The following is a 19,636-nucleotide window of genomic DNA, read 5'->3' on the forward strand; positions in this document are numbered from 1 at the left end:
GCAGCGCTCTTCACAGTCTTAAGCCAGCCAGCGAACGAGAAGATCGTAGGCTTTTGCTCCACTTATTTCATGATCCCCTTCGAAAATATCCCGGTCAACCTTCTCCTCCGCCCCCAGCAGGCGATATGTCTCAGCAATCTGGTCGGCAGCAGCAATTGCGGATGTCACCGGAAAAATAGGGTCCTTCGTTCCCGCTTCGATGAGCAGCGCCCTAGGCGCAATCAGGCTGACGATATCCGGCATCTCAGCTTGCAGGTTCAATCCCGGCACGTAATTATCCACACAGTGATGGATCGATAATATACTTTCTTTGAACGTACTCACATATCCGCTGACCACAGCAGCGCTCACTCTATCATCAATAGCGGCCACAAATGAAGCAACGAGCCCACCGCCGGAAATTCCCATACAACCGATCCGCCGCGGATCGACATCCTCACGCTGCTGCAAATAATCAAGCGCCCGGATCGTCTCATACACGCGATGCCCCGCCATCGTCTGCCCCATTTGCAGCAAATAAGTAGATAACGTATGGCAGGAATGCGCATTGGTTTCAAATTCAGCCTGCATCCGGCGATCCCCAAAGCCAAGCAGCTCTGGAGCGATGACCAGAAAACCGCGTTTCACCAGCTCCACGGCAAAATTTTTCTGGTAGCCTGGGTCACCTTTTTGAACGCTTCCGTCCTGCTCAAGACCGACAATTTCTCTGCTTCCATAGCCGTGCCCATGACAAGCCACTACTGCTGGCAGCTTCGCTTGCTTTTCTTCCTTGCCTTGTTTCACTGCACGCTCCTCAGGAATCAAGACATACGCCGGCATAATGAGTCCCGCATAAGTCGTAAATGCAACACGCTGGCGAATATAACCTTCACATTCCGTTTCTTCTAATATAGCAGGGTTGAGCGCCGCAGGCACTTCAGGGAAACCGCCCAGCCTTGCAACCAATTCTTGCCTAAGCCCGTTCTGCCAAAGCTGCCACTCAGCCTTACTCTGTGCTTTGAAGTGATATTTCGGTGATACGCTGCCATAAAGGTTTTCCAGGTAAGCATCCGGATTCCACATAGTTAAGTGCTCCTTATTCAATTTATGTATACCGCCAATAACGTTAATTCCATTCATTGTTAATATCGTTAAAAACCTTAATAGCGCTCTCCATAAGTAGCACCCACAGGTGAAATCTCGTTGATTTGCTCCAAATCCTCTTTGGTTAGCTTGATGTCCAGGGATGCTGCATTTTGCTCCAGGTACTTGATTCTTTTAGTTCCTGGAATGGGAACCATATCGTCGCCTTGTGCGACAACCCAGGCCAATGCAGCTTGTGCGGGTGTGCAGCCATTCGCTTTGGCAACTCGTTTTACCTCTTCTACAATCTTTAAATTGTGTTGAAAAGCTGTTTCGGAGAAACGTGGATTGTGCGAGCGCCAATCGTCTGCTCCCAGTTGCTCCGCGCTAGTCATGCTTCCAGTTAAAAAGCCCCTTCCAAGTGGACTATAAGGAACGAACCCTATTCCCAGCTCCCGGCATACAGCTATGATTTCAATTTCCGGTTCACGGGACCAAATGGAGTACTCAGTCTGCAGGGCAGTTATGGGATGAACAAGATGCGCTCTGCGAATTTGCTCTGGAGGCGCTTCCGACAATCCAATAAAGCGGACCTTGCCTTCCTTCACCAGCTCAGCCATCGCTCCTACCGTATCTTCAATAGGTACTTTCGGGTCTATGCGATGCAAATAGTAAAGATCTATATAGTCAGTTCCCAACCGGCGAAGGCTGGCTTCACAGGCTTGCTTGGTGTATGCAGGGGTTCCGTTTAACCCCAAGCTTTCCGTTCGCGAACGAAGCGGTCCAAATTTGGTTGCAAGCTGCACCTCATGACGATTTTTGCCAAGCGCTTTTCCTACCAATCTCTCATTGGCCCCAGGGCCCACATCATCCCAGCCATAACCATCAGCCGTATCAAAAAATGTAATACCCAGTTCTAATGCCCGGTGCAGAGTCTTAATAGATTCCGTTTCATCTGTAGGTCCGTAAAATTCAGACATCCCCATACAACCAAGACCTAACGCAGATACGACCAGTCCTTGTGAGCCTAATTTTTTGCCATTCATAATGAACCTCACCCTCTCGAGTACTACTTGGATAGTAAAATAATACCACACCTGATGCTTCATGGACAAAGCTGGAATTTGTGGTGTTATGTCCTTTTCTACATGATGGGGCATGATGAGGTCTGTCTAACTCGACCTACCTAACAAGTAGCATTCAATCAAGCCATATGTTATCATGACTGAAAAGATTGACGGCAGTTTGCAAGCTGCAATAGCAAATATTGAGGTGAATGGACAACAATGAGTGAGAAGACTTTCGATTTTGACAAAGTAATAGACAGACGCGGCACCTATTCCTATAAATGGGATCAGTCCGAGAAGCTGTTCGGCGACAAAGACATCCTCCCCCTGTGGGTAGCAGATATGGATTTCTCCAGTCCACCCGCAGTAGCTGAGGCGATTGCTAAACGCGCGGCGCAAGGAATTTACGGATACACGGTGAAGACGGCTGCATATACAGATGCCATTACAGGCTGGTTCAAGCGGCGGCATCAATGGGAAATTAGTCCAGAATGGCTGACAGATAGTCCCGGAATTGTCCCGTCCCTAAGCATTGCAGTGGACCTGTTCAGCGAACCTGGAAGTAAGGTGATTCTTCAATCGCCTGTCTATTATCCTTTTTACGACGTCATCCGGATGAATGGGCGGCAGGTCGCGGACAATGCACTCCTGCTGAATGATTCCTATTATACGATGGACCTTGGTCATCTGGAGGAGCTTATGCAGGACGGCGCGAAGCTGCTGCTGCTATGCAATCCTCATAATCCAGGAGGGCGTGTATGGAAACGCGAAGAACTAGTCAGTGTTGGAGAGCTGTGCCAAAAATACAACGTAACCGTCGTTTCTGACGAAATCCACTGTGATCTCATTCACAAAGGACACCAGCATATCCCGTTCGCTTCCATTTCGGATGAATTCGCTCAGATGTCACTAACCTGCCTAGCTCCAACCAAGACATTTAACTTGCCGGGCATTCCGGTGTCATTTGTCGTCACACCGAATGCGCGGCTGAAAAAGAAGTTCGATTTCAAGCTAAAAACACTGTCGCTGCATATGTTGAATTTTTTCGCTCCGGTTGCGGTGGAAGCCAGTTATAATCAGGGTGAGGAATGGCTGGAGCAGATGCTCGACTATGTGGGAGATAACGCGGATTATGCACTCAGCTACCTGTCGGAGCATCTTCCCCAGCTGCAGGCTATGCGTCCGGAAGGCACCTATTTGCTGTGGGTCGACTGCCGTAAGCTCAACCTGGATGCTGCCGGAATCAAAGCTTTAATGTATGAAAAAGGTAAGGTAGCTTTTAATGAGGGATCGATTTTCGGTGCAGGTGGACAAGGATTTGTCCGTATCAATCTTGCCTGCCCCCGTTCGATTCTGCAGGAAGCTCTGGAGCGTTTTCACCGCGGGTTTCTATAAAAATAGAACAATAAAACAAAAACCGTCAGAGGATCTGAAGTTCAGTATGAACAGCGTCTTCTGATGGTTTTTTTGCCGTTCTTCGGCTCTCATCCACTCCTCCCCTCACAAATCGTCATGAAAATTCGCCAAAAGAGGATTTATCAAGAAAAAGGTTCCCACTTTTCCACCTTTTCATGTATAATAACTTACATGGAGGTTGCTTATGTCCGATAATGAATTATCCAAAATATTCTCAGAAAACTTCAAAAGGCTGCGAAAATTCAAACAATTGAAGCAAAAAGATATGGCAAAGCTCTTGGGCGTATCCAATTCTATTGTATCGGATTGGGAAAAAGGCGTTAAGCTGCCGCGCGGCACAACCATTCAAAAAATTGCTGAAATTTTCGAAGTACAGCAAAACGAGCTATTTATTAAAAGCGGGGTCGCCCATAGCACACTCACCGAGATGATCAACCTCCCCATCGTCAGTAGAATCACTTCTGGTAACGGCCAGCTCTCCTATGAAGACATTGAGCGTTATGAACCAACACCACGTGCCTGGGTAAATGAAGGCGATTATTTCTATTTACGTGCGCGGGACGATGGTACTGCTGGAGCAAGAATCCATGACGGCGATCTATTGCTAATTCGCAAACAAAAGGAAATCGAGGATGGAGAAATAACGGCTGTATTGGTCGGACAAGAAGCGCTCTTAAGGCGCGCATACCGGCAAGACAACAATCTTATTTTACAGTCCGAGAACCCTAAGCACCCTCCGATCATTTGTGAGGCAAATGGCGACTATCAGGTGCAAGTCATCGGAACTTTGAAGAAAGCCATCATAAACTACTAATTTATGTAAGATGAACTTTTGAGACTACATAATATTGAGGAGTGGCTATGTATGAGCGAGCAGCTTTTACTACAAATTTTACACGAAGTCCAATCTCACAACGAACGGTTTGACCGGATTGAATCTGATTTAGCTGGTCTTAAAACTGAAGTTGTAGCCATCAAATCCGATATGGCTGATCTTAAATCCCAAGTTGCGGAGATTCCTTTTATTAAGCAAGCAATTATGGATACAAATGCAACCGTCAACCGAATTGAAGAAAAACAAGAATTTTCTAATCAAACGCTGGAGCTGCTGTCTGTTCGCTCTATTGATCAAGAGGCCCGAATAAAGAAGCTCATGTTCCCTAGCGCTGCAAAATAATAGAGTATGAACAGAAGCGAGTCGTCAAGAGACGTGCCCGCTTCTGTTTAGTTAGTTCTACTACTTATCTAATTGTTTCACAATAAAACTCTCCATCTGCTCGGGCTTATCTGTTGGACTGAACCGTTTGCATACCCGACCTTGGCGATCTACGACAAACTTGGTGAAATTCCACTTAATCCGCTTAGAGCCGAGAAACCCTCGTGCTTCCTCACATAAATACTTAAACAAAGGGTGCGCATTGGCACCATTGACATCGATTTTGGAAAAAAGCGGAAATGTCACCCCATGGTTCAATTCGCAATCCTGCGCAATCTCTTCATTCTGCCCTAACTCCTGATCACGGAATTGACCACTTGGAAACCCAAGAACAGCCAGCCCCCGGTCATGATATTTCTCATGAAGACTCTGCAATCCTGCGAATTGCGGGGCTAACCCACACTTCGTCGCCGTGTTGACAATAAGCAGCACTTGCCCCCGGTAGGGCTCCAACGTTTGCTTTTCTCCCCGGATACCCGTAACTTCAAAATCATATATAGACATTTGGAACAGCCTCCTTGAAATCCGATACATTTCTACTTTGTGTATATGAGTTCATCATACATGATAGGAGAACGGAAAAAAAGCTCGACGCCATAAGCCGAATGACAGCCAACCTGCAACTAGCATTTTATCGCAAGTACATGTTATTCATGACGACAGTTTTTGAATAATGCCATTAAATATATAGATAACATTGGTAAGGCAGAAAACACGTTGAAATCATACTGTATCCATTCGAATCAAAAAATGTCCTTCCGTATCAGGAGATTAAGGCAAAGAGGTCTGAACGAACAATCAACTTTTAATCAGGGTACTTTATAAAAAAACAATGAATCTGTTCCAGTGGAGTTGACTATTGTTATTCCACTCTCCATATTATATAATGAGTAAAAATTCATTCATTAAAAAGGAGCGAATTATTTGCCTCGTAGCAAGGAACAGTTTGAAGAAATGCGCAATGCCACTAGGGAAAAAATCCATTCAGCTGCGATGCAGTTATTTGTTTATCAAGGTTTCGGCTCGACGAATGTTCAAAATATCGCGGATACCGCTGGCATTAGTATTGGGCTGCTGTATCGTCATTACAAAACGAAGGATCAGTTATTTAACGAATTGGTTTCCTACGCTGTTGAAGGATTGAAACGTAATATTACTTTCTTTGAATCTGATCAATCCCCTAAAAAGTTAATGGCACAGTTTGTCTACGAAGTCTACACTGACATGATCAATGGGGAGGAACTAGCCCATCTACTGATCCTTATTAATCAATCGCTATTAGCTGGAGCTGCCACAGCCTCAAAACATTATGAAGAGATCCTCCAGGTAAATGCCAGGCTGCTTGATTCTACGGCACAGCTCATTCGCAAGGGTCAGCAGCTTGGGGAATTTTACTCGGGTGATGCGCAGGAAATGGCTGCCCTTTTTTATGCATCGATTCAGGGTTTGGCTCAGATGAAAGTATTACTAAAGAGCAACTTTACCATGCCCTCACCATCTATCCTCACCGCATTTCTATTGAGGGAAAGGAAGTGACCCTATCATGATTAACGTGATTAAAGCCGATCAAGCTGAATTTGATGTGAGGCGAGGAATATCTGAAATATTCGCAGAGGGATTCACACAGTGGCTTGGGTTTTTCTCTAAAGATCCGAAAAGGATTGCTGCAGCGTTCGCCCATATATTCGTTTTGGACCAATTTTATGTGGCTTTATTCAAGGGGCAGGTGGTCGGAATGGCTGCTTGTACGGATGGAACTTCACTTTCAGTTAAACTGGATAAAAAGGAACTTCGCAAACATTTAGGCTTTTATAGAGGCACTCTGGCCGGTATTTTCTTGAAAAAAGAATTTGAAACTACCTTCGTTCATCCTTCACCTGGTGTAGGCTCCATTGAATTTGTAGGGACGGCCGCCGAATTCAGGGGGCAAGGCATTGCTTCGCAACTGATTCGTCATATCCTTGAGCATACACCATATGAGGTTTATTTGATTGAAGAAGTCGCCGATACCAATATTCCAGCCATGAAACTCTATTATAAATTAGGTTTTGAAGAATACAAACGCAGGCAAATACCAATTAAACGGGCAAAGAAAATCGGGATCAATTACCTTGTATCATTGAGATATTCGAAATAATCCAACGCAACACACCATAAAACGACACAAGTGCGACCATCGGACCATCGGCGTCCCTCCTCTTTCGGTTGAAATGTCTTTTCTCCTAATTATGGAGCCATTTTTAAAAACAGATCAATTAGGCAGTATGTTTCCCTGCTTCATCTGATATAATGCTAGTATCTGCTTCAACTCGGAAAGGATTTAAGGATATGTGGGAGAACATTGATGCACTACGTAAACAGGTCGATCAAAGGCGTCCCTTGCAGCATGAGTTTATGAAAACTATCGCGCAAAAATTTCGTGAAGAGTGGACTTATCACTCAAACGCCATTGAAGGCAATACATTCACTTATCAAGAGACAGCCTTCTTCCTTCGTGAAGGATTGACGGTGAAAGGAAAATCTCTTCGGGAACATCTTGAAATCGTTAATCATGCAGAAGCGATTGATTATCTGCAGGAAGGAATTATGGAAAGAGAGCTGACTGAGCGGCTGATCAAAGAACTTCATGCCATTCTTTTCCAAGGTGTCCGCAATATCGATTTTTTCCCCGGCGAGTACAAGAAAAAAGATAATCATGTCTTGACCGTATCCGGAAACATTCACCATTACAGCTCGTACATTCAGGTGCCGCTAGAGATGGAGCTCTTAATTCAGTGGTATGAGGCGGAGAAGCAGCAGATGCATCCAGTGCAATTAGCTGCTATGTTCCATCACAAGCTCGTGGGCATTCATCCATTCATCGATGGTAACGGGCGTGTAAGCCGGTTAGCGATGAATGTCATTTTGATGAAGCGTGGATTTCCACCAGCTATCATTCGTAATGAAAATCGTCAGGATTACTACATCGCGCTAGAGAAGGCCGATCATGGAGATCCGCAAGCTATCATAGATATGATCGCTGCAGAAGTGACGCATAGTCTTGAATTGATATTATCCGTATAGTTCATTAAAATAAGCATGAAGGGTCGCCCCCAAGCATCCCTTCGTGCTTTTCTATTTTCATGTCGATGACTGGCAGGTGCAGATACATATGCTTAAGTTTTATTTATTTCCGATTTCCTATGCGTTTCTTACTTTTCCGGTGGCTGCGCTGCTTTTTACTTTGCCGTTTCTGATTATTCAATACCGCCGGCATGGCTATGTGAATAAGCTGCGTGGGGCGCTGCTTTATTTATTTTTACTGTACTTGATGAATGCCCTGTTTCTTGTTCTTCTTCCGCTACCGGCTTCCAGGCATAATGCGCCTCCGGATGTGTCTTCATACATGCAGTGGATTCCGTTTAATTTCATTCAAGATATGCTAAGGGAGACCCGCGTTGTGCTGGATAAGCCTTCGACTTACATGCATATTTTCCAGGAAAGGGCTTTTCTGCAGGTTCTGTTTAACGTATGTCTCGTAGTGCCGTTTGGTATGTTTCTCCGCTATTACCTGAGGGCTAGGTGGATTAGATGTTTGATTGCTTCTTTCGGTCTGTCGCTCTTTTTTGAGGTGACGCAGGTGACAGGAATATATGGCATCTACGATTATCCGTATCGTCTATTTGATGTGGATGATCTGCTGCTGAACACATTAGGCGGTTTGATCGGTTTTATTACAGCAGAGTGGCTTTCTTCGCTCTTGCCTCGCATAGACAAGCTGGACGATAACCTGGATTTGTCCCAGAAACGAGTAAGCTATACACGCCGCGGCATTGCTTTGATGCTGGATTGGATTGTATTGCTTCCTGTACTGGTTATAACCGGGGATTATAGTCTCCCTGTTGCGTATGTAGTCGTTGTCATTGGCTATTTCATTATTATTCCGTACTGCACGAACGGCCAGACCTTAGGAAAGCTAATTGTGCGAATCCGGATCAAAGGCAGCGGCGAAGAATTGATGATGCGCGAGCTTGCTATTCGGAGTGGACTACTCTATGTACTGCTTGGAGGCCTTAATGTGTGCTTTGTAAGTACAGGTTTTAATTCTGGAGTTATTGAGATCCTATTTGCTGTAGCCCTGTTTGTTGTAGATGCCTGGTTTACTATTCATTTGCTGATTCGGCTCTTTAATCGTGATAAAAAACTGTTTTATGAAGCGAAGAGCGGGACCACCCATATTATCTCTTAGGAATTGAAACGTCTGGATAAACCAGAAGCCTTGTCCCAACTTACGGGCAAGGCTTCTTCTATTAAAGATTGAGGCGAAGAATGATTCCATCGGCAAAAATTACCATATTATACCAAATTCTAAATTGTAGCAGCATCCTTACTGCTAGTGATGTAACCTTTGTCCAAGGCTTGATCTATTAAATCCTTCGCGTACTCCCACAGTACTTCCGATCCTTCTCCGATGTGTTGATTGAAAGCAGTGACCCTCTCGCTTGTAATTCCATGCTTTTTCCAGGTTTCCCCCTGGTTGTGATAATTAAATAGTAAGGGCTGAAGTCTATCAAGCGCAGCGGCATACTTTGACTCATCTGTAGTTCTGTCTTCGAATTCGTTCCACAATTCCAGGCAAGCATCCCTCTGATCTTCAGGCAGCAAGCCAAAAATTCTAGCAGCCGCCTTTTCCTCCCGTTCACGCTTGTCCTCGCGTCCTTTATTGTCATAAGCAAACGTATCTCCCGCGTCGATCTCTACAATATCATGGATCATCAGCATCCTTATGACCTTTAACAAGTTCAGCTCTTTACTATTGGCATGCTCCAGCAGCGTTACAGCCATGATCATTAAATGCCAGGTATGCTCGGCATCATTCTCGTATCGGGTACCGTCGATTAGCTTCGTTTTTCGGAGTATGTTCTTCAGCTTGTCTATTTCGATAATAAATTGCATTTGCTGTTCAAATCTTGTGCTTTCCATGTTTAGTTCTCCCCTTTTTTAAATGTCCAGAAGGAAAAATGCTTTTCCATCCAGTATACTACTCTTACTCCAAAAGTTGTATACAAATATACGGACAAAATTTTGGCACAAATTCACCAATGTTTTCCTTAATATTCCAATATAATATAATTACACTAATTATAAATCAAGCATTTTTTATCAAAAATCTCCTGGAAAGGGTGAATCTTAATGTTATCCATCAAAGGTGGATTTCTTTTCTTTGCGCTTGTTTCTCTGCTTATTGGATGCGAAGGGGAAGTGCTGCATGACTATGCAACTCAAATTAAGCTGCCCACTGTTAAGGCTGAGGATGAAAATCTGGTAATGCTGATTCAATATGACGGAATGCTGGGGTATGAGAATTTCTCACGCGAGGAGCTTGTGATCGACACAAATTACTATAAAACCCATAGCTTGCAGCGCGGGGATGTGGTATATCTGGAGAAAGATCCCTCTCTGCATAAGGATACAGATCCGTTACTTCGGGTCATTGCATTGGAAGGTGAGACTCTTCGTATCCACACTGGACAGATCTATATTGATGATAAAAAGCTCGACACTTTCTATGGCAGACCTGCTGGCCCCGGATTAAACGAGCTTAAAAAAGAGTACAGAGAAGCTTATGGCCTTGAAGATTACGAAAAACAAAACTTGAGCAACCGGATTAAAAACTTCCAGAACGATAATCTGGAATCGTTGAAGATTCCACAAGGAAGCGTGTATCTCATGGGAGACAACAGGTGGCGTGCATGGGACAGCCAGGTAGTCGGGCCTATTCCAATCAAAGGTATCGTGGGCAAGGTTAGCGGCTTTTTGGAAAAGCATCCATGGAAAATCAGTTCTTCTTTTGCAATTTCCAAGCTTGTTCCTGAAGGAAGTCATGAAGGGAAGGTTTGGCAGCTGCGGGGAGAACGAGGCCGGTTTGCCATCAACAATAAACCAGTCTTCGCAGGAGTCCCCTTTCGTACCCCCTGGTTTTTTTGGGGCACATCCGAAGAGCTGGCTGGCAGTCCTAAAATAATTGCTGTTCGTGAAAACAATGAAAAAGACCGCAAGGTCGTTTTTGCCGCTGGTGGCGTAAGTGGTCCGCTTGCAGGGGCAAATGGACATATCCCGACTGGGAGTATGACGCTTCCTGAACCCGGGCTTTGGCGCCTTGAAGCGTACATTGGCGATCCATACTTTGGCTCTATTGTTGTGAACGTCGAAGCGAAATAAGCAATGTCTTCTTACTTCTTCATACTTCTTATTACAACTAATATGTATCAGGAAAAGGCTGCCAAAAAAATCGGCAGTCTTTTCCCGTTCTCTTCTCTCTGATCTTAAAGGGCTTAGTGTAAATCGATCAAAGCAACCCCACTAGGTGCACTTAACACCGAGCCTGTTTTTATAAGCGATATCACTGTATCATCGGAATAACAGGCTGCAAATAACGCAGTCGTCCCTGTATTGACCAGCCAAATGAATGATTTCGTCGTTGTTGCCGAATCGTTCGTCTGATAAAAGATACAGTTATTAAAAACGGACTGGGGCTTCAATGCTCCACTTTCATTAATACTGAGCATGTAATCGCTTGTGCTGATATCTTTTTCGAACCTGCATTGATGGAATTCTGTCAGGATGTCTTTGCTGCTTGTTCCGCGAATGATGTTCATAACTGCAGCTCCTGACAATTTCATCGTAGTATCGGTTACAATAATACGTCCTTTCGTTCGCAAGGTCACCGGACCATATACTTCACAATCCTTAAATCGTATCGTTCCCTGGGAGGCGCTTGTTCCCATAGAATGCGACAAGGTACTGAATGTACAAGAATCAAAGTGCAATTCCGTAAAATTATTAATAACTGGAATCGTGACATTACAATTTCGAACCCGCAGCGTGGGTGAACTCGCTAAGCTTTTAATGACTACTTGCCCAGGCAGATTTACATTTGTGAATTGATCCACGATAATGACCGCCTTACCCCCGTCGTACATCACAATATCCCCTGATAAACTCCCTGTCGCAACCAGACCCGAATAATTGCCGTCTCCAAGGATCGATCCGCAATTTAGTATAGTCACACCCGTCGTTTTAGTCGGGGCTGCTTCATTATTGATGATAAAGCTAACGTATTCTTTGGAATCATCCGCAAATGACAAATGTGCAAAACAATCTGTGAAATGAAAAGTATCCCGATCATTTGTCCCAGTCAGATGAAAACCCATATAAGATCCTTGGGCATAACACCCACTGCATGCAACAGAAATCGGCGTCGACCAGCCAAGCATTACAAAAGCATAGTCACGATTATCAATCGATAAGCAAGAATCCAGCATGAATGATGCAACCGGAGTCTTCTTGGGAGCGTTTGGACCAGAGACACAAGTAAATCCTCGATGCTCATTCTTCTCTGCTACACATTGAGAGAAACTGATACTTTCCGACATCTCCGACCAGAAGCCAGAATTGGATTCAGCCCCTCCGTAATTTATCGAGCCATGATGCCCATTTCGGGCGTAACATTGGGAGAAGGATACATTGTGCGTTTGATCTTCCGTTACATATCCAATTCTGGTGTAGTCTTCAGACAAACATCTGTCAAATCTCACATGGTGGGACGTTTCCACATACACAGCATCACCAAAGTTTCCCCGGGCTTTTCGCATCGTGCAATTTTCCAGGTTAACGGAATTGCAGCCCGTTAGGCGAATGGTAGAAAAAAAGCTGTTTTGAAAAAAGCAATTGCGGATAAGAATTTCACTAGAATTCAATAGAAAGAGACCCACTGATCCGGAAAAGGCGTTATAGTTGCCGCTGTTCCAGGAGGAAGGATCCGCAGTTACGCTGCCGTCAAAAGTTAAACCTTCGAAAGTCAGCCTGCTTTTTCCCTCGACCTTGACAAAATTGCCATTGAATGTGGACATAGGTACCACAGCGTTGCTTTGAATGACTGCATTCTCGCAGGAATACCAGGAAGCTGAGGGAGTCAGTCCATGCCCCATATAGGTTCCGTAAGGGAAGCTTAGGGTTTTATGTACAGAAGCCGCGTAGCTGTTGGCCGTCTGAATAGCTGCTGAATCGTCAGTCGCACCATCTCCCTTGGCTCCGAACCATTTAACATTAATAAATGCTGTTTCTATAACACGCTTGAATCTTTTGCCGGAAGTAGATACCAATAGGGTACCCGTATTGTCAACAGACGTCGTATCGCCAGGATCGTAGTGAAAATGTCCCTCTTGTCCAACATCTCTTACATAGTAAATAGAATCAGCAGATGGAGCGGACATGCTTCGAAGATCAGCTATGGTGGTAGCTGCACAGCCACTCGTTTCTAGATCCATAGTCATTAAATCTTTTACTTTCGTGCGGTTAACAACCGGATCGGCGTATGCCTTGGTCAGAGCTCCACTAACCAGACCCGATGAAGCGAGCGCTGCGCCTGCTATCCCTAAAGAAGCGAGCAATTTCCTTCTGCTGATCACACTGTTCATTTTTTCTTTTTCCGAACTTGGAGCGAGTGGCATTTCCTTTTCATCTAACATGGCTTATTCCTCCTGTTTTTTTGAAATTGACTATAGTTAGTTAATAAATCCTGCAGCCTGCAGCAGCCTTTTGATAACGACAACAGCTTGAGCGCGAGTTGCCATGTTTTGAGGGGCAAATTGATGATCTGTAATGCCTGTCATCACACCGGATTCAAGCATTTGTGCTGCAGCAACCCGTGCCCAAGAGCTAATCGCAGCCTTATCTTGGTAAGCATCCAACAATGGATTTAGCTTTCCTGCAACAGCAACGGGTTTATCAGCAAACGATAGCGCATTTGAAAGGATCACGGCCATTTGCTCTCTCGTTATCGTATCGTTAGGCCGGAAAGTCCCGTCCTCAAACCCGCTGACGATGTGCGCCTTCGTCGCTGCCCCAACTGCACCCGCGAACCAGTCGGCCTGTCCGACATCCGTAAATGAATAAGTATTCGGCTGAATGTTCGGTTGAATGTACGTCTGAATATTCATCTGAGCAGTCAGCGAAGCTTCCTCTATTCCCAATGCACGGACTATTAGGCTGACGAACTCCGCACGAGTGACATTGCCTTCCGGAACAAAGCCCGTTTCTGTCTGCCCGTTAACGATTAGCTTCGAGGCGAGCAGTTCCACATCGGTTTGGGACCAGTGGCCCTGTAGATCGGCGAATGACTTCTTCGTTTGGGCGACCGCGTACAGGCTGTTTCCAGGACGGAAGATACGCACTTCTGTCATTCCGTTCGTGGTTGTAAAGACAGAAGGGACAAAAGATACATCGCCGGTTAGCGGATCAATTCTGACTGCCGTTGCCTGCGTAATATCCATCACTCCTGTTCCAGTCGACCCTGATGCATCTGCATTCCCTGTAAGAGTGATACTTCTGTTCACATAAGTCCGTCCGAAGTCAGCAAAAACTTGTTTACTGCCATCCACCTCTACGGTAAGCGTGAAATCGATGATGTCGCCTCTAAGTGTGACACCTGCTGCTCTCGCCTGCTCAACCATCTGTTCCTTGGTTGGATCAGCCATCGTTTCCATCGTAAGGTAGACGATGGCATTCTCCAATTTGCCTCCGAGCTGCTTTAAGAACGAGGTTAGTGCCGGAAAGTTTATCGGCAATGTATAACCAGCATTTCCTGCCTTAAGCTTAATGGCCGCATTGGGATTTTCACTCGCAGCAGCAACAAGCACTTTAGCCGGAATACCCACGCTATGAATAGCTTCCGTACCTGAAATTTCCATTACAAACGTAATCGTTTGTTCGATGGATGCGTCCTCTTTCAGCAAGCTAAATGCTTTCGTTAGCGAGTCGGCATGAAGCATCGCCGTAGACGCCGCTTTCCCGTTCGTTCCCGTTGCTGCTGTTACGGTCAACGCTGCCGCACCTTTGCCAAGTGTAACGCCATTTGAACTCTTTTTCACATCGTCGTCCGCCGGCTTTGGATTTGGCGTGTCTGTTGTGCTTGTATGTGAAGGATTAGGATTGTACTCCATTGGAGCCTCAGCCCGATTCACGGTTAAGGTATACGTCTTACTGGTTAAACCATCTTCAGCTGTTGTGACAATCACGACTTGATTGGCCCCCGTCTGCAGTCCCATTGATAGGGGGACGCTACTGTCACGAGGACTGCCGTTGATCTTCATCGCAGTCGCCTGGCCATACGTAACCGCTGTTACACTCAGACTGTTTACTTCATGTCCGACATTCAGCGAGTAGGTAGTAACCTCAGGAGTAAACGAGGGCTGCAAAGTCCCCACGCTAACATTCAAGCTGCTTAAATCAGCATTCGGCTCTGTAACACCTGCCCTATAAATCGTCAACGTGTAGGTCTTACTCGTCAACTCATCTGCCGCATGCACGACAATTGGCAGCACATTCGCTCCTACATGCAGGCCGACGGGTATCTCCGCGCTATTTGCATACACGTCTTCCGTTACTGAGATGCTTGCGGATGAATCATATGTCTCCGCTGTAACGGTTACATTAGTAACTTCGTTGCCTACATGAACCGTATAGCTAGTAATGCTCGGATCAAATGTCGGGCTGAGCGATCCAGCGCTTACGGCCAAGGTGCTCAAATCCGCAGCCGTGACCCGCTCATCCGAGATAATGGTGATTTCGTCGCTATTGAAATTGGCCACATAGACTTTGTTCAGTGACTTATTGACCGCAGCGGCAATCGGATTTGTTCCTGCAGATACGGTAGACGTCAAAAGACTTGCTCCATCGATCACCGTCACGCTGTTGCTGTCATAATTCGCTACATAGATCTTATTCGTATCCGCATTAATGGCCAGAGCTGTAGGACCTGCTCCAACGGATACCGTAGAGATGCTATGATCGCTGCCATCAATGACCGACATATTGTTACTGCTATCATTGACCACATAAATCTTACCTGTTGTCTCATTGACCTTAACCGCATTTGGTGTTGTTCCCACAACCAAGGTTGAGGTGTCGTTCGTTACACCATCAATCACAGTGACGGTATTGTCGTAGAAATTCGTTACATAAACGCTGCCGTTTAGCGGGTTCACCGCCAAATCATTGGGACCCGCACCTGTCGGAACGGTAAGAGCAGCATGGCTCAAGCCGTCAATGACCGTCACCGTGTCACTGTCTATATTGGCGGCATAAATCGTATTGGTCGCCTCATTAACCGCCACAGCAAACGGACTCTCCCCCGTATCAACATGGGTCGTATGATTCGTTGCCCCGTCGATCACGGTCATCGTATCGTCACCTATGTTGGCTATGTAAATCTTGTTGGTCACCGGATTCACTGCTACAGCAAACGGCTGAGTCCCTACATCTACCTCTACGGTGTTGTTTGTCACGCCGTCGATCACCGTCACGGTATCACTATCCACATTGGCCACGTAGATCTTATTCGTCACCGGATTCACAGCTACTGCATACGGTGTGGTTCCAACCTCAACGGTTGCCACGGTGACAATACCACCATCACTGTCTTCCAGCACGCTCACGCTGTCGCTGTCCACATTGGCCACATAAATCCTGTTCGTATCCGGATTAACAGCCACAGCATGGGGCCCTCTTCCCGCTGCCACATTCGAGGAAGAAGCTGAAGCTTCCACTCGCGAACCAGGCAGCCCGGCAGCAAGTAATACGGCGATGATCATTCCTATGCATATATGACGTAGTAGAGAAATTGTTCTAAGTTTCATCGCTCACCAAACCTTCCCGTCAGAAAGATAACGCTTTCAAAATCTAAATTCATTGCTATCATGACGCCAGCTAACAGCGTCACTCCATCCACCGCATCATTCATCATCTGATTGGCCTGGCACTCGCCACGCCGATCAGACTTTATTCCAAATGGTTGTGATCGTTCTCCCACCCCCTTTCATTTTAAAGAAGGGAAACTATTGTTCCATGCAGGTGATGGGGAAAAATGATATCCACCGATATCCACCGCATCAATGCTTTATAGGCCTACATTTCCGTGTACATCATTCAGATTACGTAAAATAGATAACGAATGGTTTACAATTTCATTCCCTGCATGTGGAGTCAGAAAGGAGTAGAGTGAACCGAATGTTTCATATCCTCCATGTTCGAATGCCTGTAAGGTTGGCACATAACCTAAACAACCATTCGTAAGCGTAACTATAGCTGTATGTGCGAATGGAGATTTCCTTTTTATGTAAAGTCCCAATTCAACAAACAATTCAACCGGACATGTGATTAAAGCAATCTCACCGAGCCTTATTCCCGTTAAACTAGCCTTGTAAGATGGGATATTCTTCGCTTTCAAAAGTTGATAACTACTCAAAAAGTAGTCAACACCATCGGGCCACTTTCTCGCTATTTCTTCCTCTTGAAACTCATTCATTTGCCTAAGCGGCAAATCAATTTCCACACTTTCAACTTTTATTACTGTATCCGCATTAAAATCCAGTTTGGCAACGCTTCTAATGATCTCTTGTCCAATCCTGGTACCCACATCATCACTGGATACGATTGGATTTATATTTCCACAAGCACCTGCAACATAGAAGGTCATCACTTCAGCGCCAAGCACACCGGTAACTTCCTGCTCGACCTTACCCGGATAATCAGCCGACACACTTCCTTCTGTTGGATTGTTATTCGCATGCAGGGCATAGTTGTACAGCAGTGCTTTCACTTTTCCATCCGCTTTAACCGCAGCCATAACAAACAATTTCGTATCCATTGGGCCTTCAGCAGGCCACTTGGCTCTCTCTTCGAGAGGCAGCAGCCATGAATTCCAGCAATCATTATTTTCTTTCAGCAATCTCCGATTATGAGATAAACCCTCGACTTCAGAATTTGATACGCCTAGCTTGCAATCTTCTAAATTATCATTCGCTTTGATTACAGACTGGACAATCGCTTCTCTTAGTCTATTCATATATAGCAGATGTTGCTGCACGATTTCAGAATGAACATGATTTTTTTCGAGATAAGACGCCCCTAATTGAACAGCAACAAAATCTGTATAGGGACCGGAATGCGTATGAGAGGCACATAACACAATGTTAGCCTTTGCTATGCCGGTTGATTGTTCAATCTCACTCTTCACCTTTAGTACATCCTCTGCAAAAAGAGAAATAATATCTAAAGAAACAATTGCTACCTTTACGTTTCCACTACTAATCACCATGGCTTTGGAAAATAACGGATCTTTAATCAAACTGGTTTTACGCGGATATAAACTTCCTGCAATATAACCATCTGCTTCTGGCGTTATGTCTACTTTTCCAATACCTACTTGAAAGCAATGATCCATTTTCCATACCTCCCTAGACCGGAAAATTTAATAGCATCAAATATTCGCCACGCGAGTCTTCGCCAATGATCTCAAAATCATGTTTTTGATACAGCTTCTGGGCTCGAAGGTTCGTTTTGTGCGTCGAGAGCAGAATGCCCCCCTTGTTGGATTTTTTTGCTTCCTCAATAGCGATTTGGATCAATTTACTACCGTAACCTTTGTTTTGGAAGGCGTCTGCAATGATGATACCAAACCACACAACTTGTTTCGTCCAATTCCATAACCAGACAGTGCCCAACATGACCGGCTCCGCAGCGCTGTCTGGCGAATGCTCGAACATCAGAAATCGACGCATGCCCGGATCGCTCGTTCCTTCCTTTACCCATGTCTCGGCATGCTCCCGGTCAAAAGAAAATCCAAAAATCTTCCTTGTTGAATCAGAGAGGGTTTCAAAAAAATGAATAAGCAGTTCTACATCTTCTGAAGTAATCAGCCGGAACGAAACATGGGGCTCTATGGGTTCAAGCATCATCGAATGTCTCCTTTTTAATACGGCACCTTTCCGGCATGATCCAACCGCCGTTAGTGCTGATTGATAATTCCCTTTAAATGCCGAAGACCAGAGGTTAACCGCTCTTCCATCTGCTCCATATAAGGTATGGCCTCGTACGCATCCACCTGCGGGATTTCTCCGCTAGCCAGCTTTTTTTCTGTCTGCCAGGCCAATTTCACAAACTGTCCCAGTTCAAATGGAGTCAGGTCTGGATTTTTATCTATCCAATCTTGGTTAAAGATGCGAAATTCAAATATCCATTTGTGGTCTTCGATCGATAAAGGCAAGTTAGGGCTGTATGCACCCAAGATGGGGATGATTTGTGTAAAATCTACCACACCCTGGCCTGGAGCCTTGCCTTGTCTTTTCACGCCATTTTCACTAAAAAATGTGATGCCATCCTTCGCATGTGTTAAATGCGTATAGGGTGCCACGCGCTTCGCTGCAAGGACGGGATCTTCGCCATTCACAAGTGTGTTGGCTGTATCCAAACAAATCCCGCATATATCGGCTCCCACGGCTTCGACCACTTTCAAAAGGTCAAAGGTGCTGTCGCCATGGTTCTCCAGATTGATTCTGCTGCCGTACTTTTCCAGGGCAGGCCGCAAGCTTTTGATGAAGGCAATACTTTGATCCAAATGAGTTTTCCAGGGAACGGGATGGTTGTAATTTTCGTCTGAGAAACAAATAACGCTCCTGAGTTCATGCCAACCGACCCCGGCATAAGCTTTAAGATCAGAAATGATTCCATTCCTATGTTCATCTAACGATCCTTCAACAAGCACCGGATTACAGGCTCCGACTCCAGAATAGATATACAATCCTTGTGAAACTGCATAATCGTGAATATCCTTGAGCTGACCCGCATCCGATTCCTTGCTAAGCTCTTCCATGCCACCAAATTGTACCCCTTCCAGCCCCAACTTCTTTACATAGTCAAGGGTTTGATAAGCATCTAACTTTAAATCCCTGATCGTAAAACTATCAATGCCTACTTTCATGTTCTTTCCTCCTGTTTATCATCAGACCATCATCAATTCATCTATTCATCAAATCATCAAATCAATAAATCAATA

17 protein-coding genes are annotated in these 19,636 nt (G+C 45.2%); 8 read left to right on the top strand and 9 right to left on the bottom strand.

Going from position 1 to position 19,636, the window contains the following annotated elements:
• Nucleotides 1-18 precede the first annotated feature (18 nt).
• Together J2Z66_RS12535 and J2Z66_RS12540 are read right to left on the bottom strand one after the other, a co-directional pair.
• Nucleotides 19-1,062: an alpha/beta hydrolase family protein gene (locus J2Z66_RS12535; protein ID WP_209971752.1), complete on the bottom strand. Its 1,044-nt coding sequence runs from the start codon at nucleotides 1,060-1,062 to the stop codon at nucleotides 19-21.
• Nucleotides 1,063-1,139: 77 nt separating this feature from the next.
• Nucleotides 1,140-2,108: an aldo/keto reductase gene (locus J2Z66_RS12540; RefSeq protein WP_209971753.1), complete on the bottom strand. Its 969-nt coding sequence runs from the start codon at nucleotides 2,106-2,108 to the stop codon at nucleotides 1,140-1,142.
• Between the two features lie 240 nt (nucleotides 2,109-2,348).
• Here J2Z66_RS12540 and J2Z66_RS12545 point away from each other — a divergent pair, with 240 nt between their 5' ends.
• The 3 genes from J2Z66_RS12545 (at nucleotide 2,349) to J2Z66_RS12555 (ending at nucleotide 4,722) form a co-directional block, all read left to right on the top strand.
• On the top strand, nucleotides 2,349-3,524 hold the full coding sequence (locus J2Z66_RS12545; RefSeq protein ID WP_209971754.1) for a MalY/PatB family protein: 1,176 nt from the start codon (nucleotides 2,349-2,351) through the stop codon (nucleotides 3,522-3,524).
• 205 nt (nucleotides 3,525-3,729) lie between these two features.
• Complete coding sequence (locus tag J2Z66_RS12550) at nucleotides 3,730-4,359, top strand: LexA family protein (RefSeq protein ID WP_209971755.1); 630 nt, start codon at nucleotides 3,730-3,732, stop codon at nucleotides 4,357-4,359.
• Nucleotides 4,360-4,410: 51 nt separating this feature from the next.
• Complete coding sequence (locus J2Z66_RS12555; protein WP_209971756.1) at nucleotides 4,411-4,722, top strand: hypothetical protein; 312 nt, start codon at nucleotides 4,411-4,413, stop codon at nucleotides 4,720-4,722.
• Nucleotides 4,723-4,782: 60 nt separating this feature from the next.
• Here J2Z66_RS12555 and J2Z66_RS12560 read toward each other — a convergent pair whose 3' ends face one another.
• Nucleotides 4,783-5,265, bottom strand: a complete 483-nt coding sequence (locus J2Z66_RS12560; protein ID WP_209971757.1) for a glutathione peroxidase — start codon at nucleotides 5,263-5,265, stop codon at nucleotides 4,783-4,785.
• Nucleotides 5,266-5,685: 420 nt separating this feature from the next.
• Here J2Z66_RS12560 and J2Z66_RS12565 point away from each other — a divergent pair, with 420 nt between their 5' ends.
• The 4 genes from J2Z66_RS12565 (at nucleotide 5,686) to J2Z66_RS12580 (ending at nucleotide 8,989) form a co-directional block, all read left to right on the top strand.
• Entirely contained in the window at nucleotides 5,686-6,297 is a 612-nt protein-coding gene (locus tag J2Z66_RS12565) for a TetR/AcrR family transcriptional regulator (protein WP_209971758.1), read from the top strand.
• Between the two features lie 7 nt (nucleotides 6,298-6,304).
• Nucleotides 6,305-6,898, top strand: a complete 594-nt coding sequence (locus J2Z66_RS12570) for a GNAT family N-acetyltransferase (protein WP_209971759.1) — start codon at nucleotides 6,305-6,307, stop codon at nucleotides 6,896-6,898.
• A 191-nt stretch (nucleotides 6,899-7,089) separates the two neighbouring features.
• Nucleotides 7,090-7,824, top strand: coding sequence for a Fic family protein (locus J2Z66_RS12575; protein ID WP_209971760.1), 735 nt, complete (start codon nucleotides 7,090-7,092; stop codon nucleotides 7,822-7,824).
• 88 nt (nucleotides 7,825-7,912) lie between these two features.
• A complete protein-coding gene (locus J2Z66_RS12580; protein ID WP_209971761.1) occupies nucleotides 7,913-8,989 on the top strand; it encodes a VanZ family protein in 1,077 nt (358 codons plus the stop codon).
• A 119-nt stretch (nucleotides 8,990-9,108) separates the two neighbouring features.
• Here the strand turns inward: J2Z66_RS12580 and J2Z66_RS12585 are convergent, their stop codons facing one another.
• The gene (locus J2Z66_RS12585; RefSeq protein ID WP_209971762.1) at nucleotides 9,109-9,723 is read right to left on the bottom strand and encodes an HD domain-containing protein; all 615 of its coding nucleotides are present in this window, start codon (nucleotides 9,721-9,723) and stop codon (nucleotides 9,109-9,111) included.
• Nucleotides 9,724-9,933: 210 nt separating this feature from the next.
• Here J2Z66_RS12585 and lepB point away from each other — a divergent pair, with 210 nt between their 5' ends.
• Nucleotides 9,934-10,962 carry a signal peptidase I gene (gene lepB / locus J2Z66_RS12590; protein ID WP_209971763.1) on the top strand — a complete coding sequence of 343 codons (1,029 nt, stop codon included), beginning with the start codon at nucleotides 9,934-9,936 and terminating at the stop codon, nucleotides 10,960-10,962.
• 113 nt (nucleotides 10,963-11,075) lie between these two features.
• Here lepB and J2Z66_RS12595 read toward each other — a convergent pair whose 3' ends face one another.
• The 5 genes from J2Z66_RS12595 to J2Z66_RS12615 form a co-directional block, all read right to left on the bottom strand.
• The gene (locus tag J2Z66_RS12595; RefSeq protein ID WP_209971764.1) at nucleotides 11,076-13,271 is read right to left on the bottom strand and encodes a right-handed parallel beta-helix repeat-containing protein; all 2,196 of its coding nucleotides are present in this window, start codon (nucleotides 13,269-13,271) and stop codon (nucleotides 11,076-11,078) included.
• A gap of 36 nt (nucleotides 13,272-13,307) precedes the next feature.
• A complete protein-coding gene (locus J2Z66_RS12600) occupies nucleotides 13,308-16,439 on the bottom strand; it encodes an S-layer homology domain-containing protein (protein WP_209971765.1) in 3,132 nt (1,043 codons plus the stop codon).
• Nucleotides 16,440-16,699: 260 nt separating this feature from the next.
• A complete protein-coding gene (locus J2Z66_RS12605; RefSeq protein ID WP_209971766.1) occupies nucleotides 16,700-18,025 on the bottom strand; it encodes a neutral/alkaline non-lysosomal ceramidase N-terminal domain-containing protein in 1,326 nt (441 codons plus the stop codon).
• Nucleotides 18,026-18,038: 13 nt separating this feature from the next.
• A complete protein-coding gene (locus J2Z66_RS12610) occupies nucleotides 18,039-18,539 on the bottom strand; it encodes a GNAT family N-acetyltransferase (RefSeq protein ID WP_209971767.1) in 501 nt (166 codons plus the stop codon).
• Nucleotides 18,540-18,589: 50 nt separating this feature from the next.
• Nucleotides 18,590-19,561: a sugar phosphate isomerase/epimerase family protein gene (locus tag J2Z66_RS12615; protein ID WP_209971768.1), complete on the bottom strand. Its 972-nt coding sequence runs from the start codon at nucleotides 19,559-19,561 to the stop codon at nucleotides 18,590-18,592.
• Between the last annotated feature and the right edge of the window lie 75 nt (nucleotides 19,562-19,636).

Source organism: Paenibacillus eucommiae (genome assembly GCF_017874215.1).
GTDB lineage: Bacteria > Bacillota > Bacilli > Paenibacillales > NBRC-103111 > Paenibacillus_AI > Paenibacillus_AI eucommiae.

What these genes read in the sequence shown, in the direction of transcription:
- J2Z66_RS12535 (WP_209971752.1), bottom strand. Translation starts at nt 1,062, where the DNA reads ATGTGGAATCCGGATGCTTACCTGGAAAACCTTTATGGCAGCGTATCA.
- J2Z66_RS12540 (WP_209971753.1), bottom strand. Translation starts at nt 2,108, where the DNA reads ATGAATGGCAAAAAATTAGGCTCACAAGGACTGGTCGTATCTGCGTTA.
- J2Z66_RS12545 (WP_209971754.1), top strand. Translation starts at nt 2,349, where the DNA reads ATGAGTGAGAAGACTTTCGATTTTGACAAAGTAATAGACAGACGCGGC.
- J2Z66_RS12550 (WP_209971755.1), top strand. Translation starts at nt 3,730, where the DNA reads ATGTCCGATAATGAATTATCCAAAATATTCTCAGAAAACTTCAAAAGG.
- J2Z66_RS12555 (WP_209971756.1), top strand. Translation starts at nt 4,411, where the DNA reads ATGAGCGAGCAGCTTTTACTACAAATTTTACACGAAGTCCAATCTCAC.
- J2Z66_RS12560 (WP_209971757.1), bottom strand. Translation starts at nt 5,265, where the DNA reads ATGTCTATATATGATTTTGAAGTTACGGGTATCCGGGGAGAAAAGCAA.
- J2Z66_RS12570 (WP_209971759.1), top strand. Translation starts at nt 6,305, where the DNA reads ATGATTAACGTGATTAAAGCCGATCAAGCTGAATTTGATGTGAGGCGA.
- J2Z66_RS12575 (WP_209971760.1), top strand. Translation starts at nt 7,090, where the DNA reads ATGTGGGAGAACATTGATGCACTACGTAAACAGGTCGATCAAAGGCGT.
- J2Z66_RS12580 (WP_209971761.1), top strand. Translation starts at nt 7,913, where the DNA reads ATGCTTAAGTTTTATTTATTTCCGATTTCCTATGCGTTTCTTACTTTT.
- J2Z66_RS12585 (WP_209971762.1), bottom strand. Translation starts at nt 9,723, where the DNA reads ATGGAAAGCACAAGATTTGAACAGCAAATGCAATTTATTATCGAAATA.
- lepB (WP_209971763.1), top strand. Translation starts at nt 9,934, where the DNA reads ATGTTATCCATCAAAGGTGGATTTCTTTTCTTTGCGCTTGTTTCTCTG.
- J2Z66_RS12595 (WP_209971764.1), bottom strand. Translation starts at nt 13,271, where the DNA reads ATGTTAGATGAAAAGGAAATGCCACTCGCTCCAAGTTCGGAAAAAGAA.
- J2Z66_RS12600 (WP_209971765.1), bottom strand. Translation starts at nt 16,439, where the DNA reads ATGAAACTTAGAACAATTTCTCTACTACGTCATATATGCATAGGAATG.
- J2Z66_RS12605 (WP_209971766.1), bottom strand. Translation starts at nt 18,025, where the DNA reads ATGGATCATTGCTTTCAAGTAGGTATTGGAAAAGTAGACATAACGCCA.
- J2Z66_RS12610 (WP_209971767.1), bottom strand. Translation starts at nt 18,539, where the DNA reads ATGATGCTTGAACCCATAGAGCCCCATGTTTCGTTCCGGCTGATTACT.
- J2Z66_RS12615 (WP_209971768.1), bottom strand. Translation starts at nt 19,561, where the DNA reads ATGAAAGTAGGCATTGATAGTTTTACGATCAGGGATTTAAAGTTAGAT.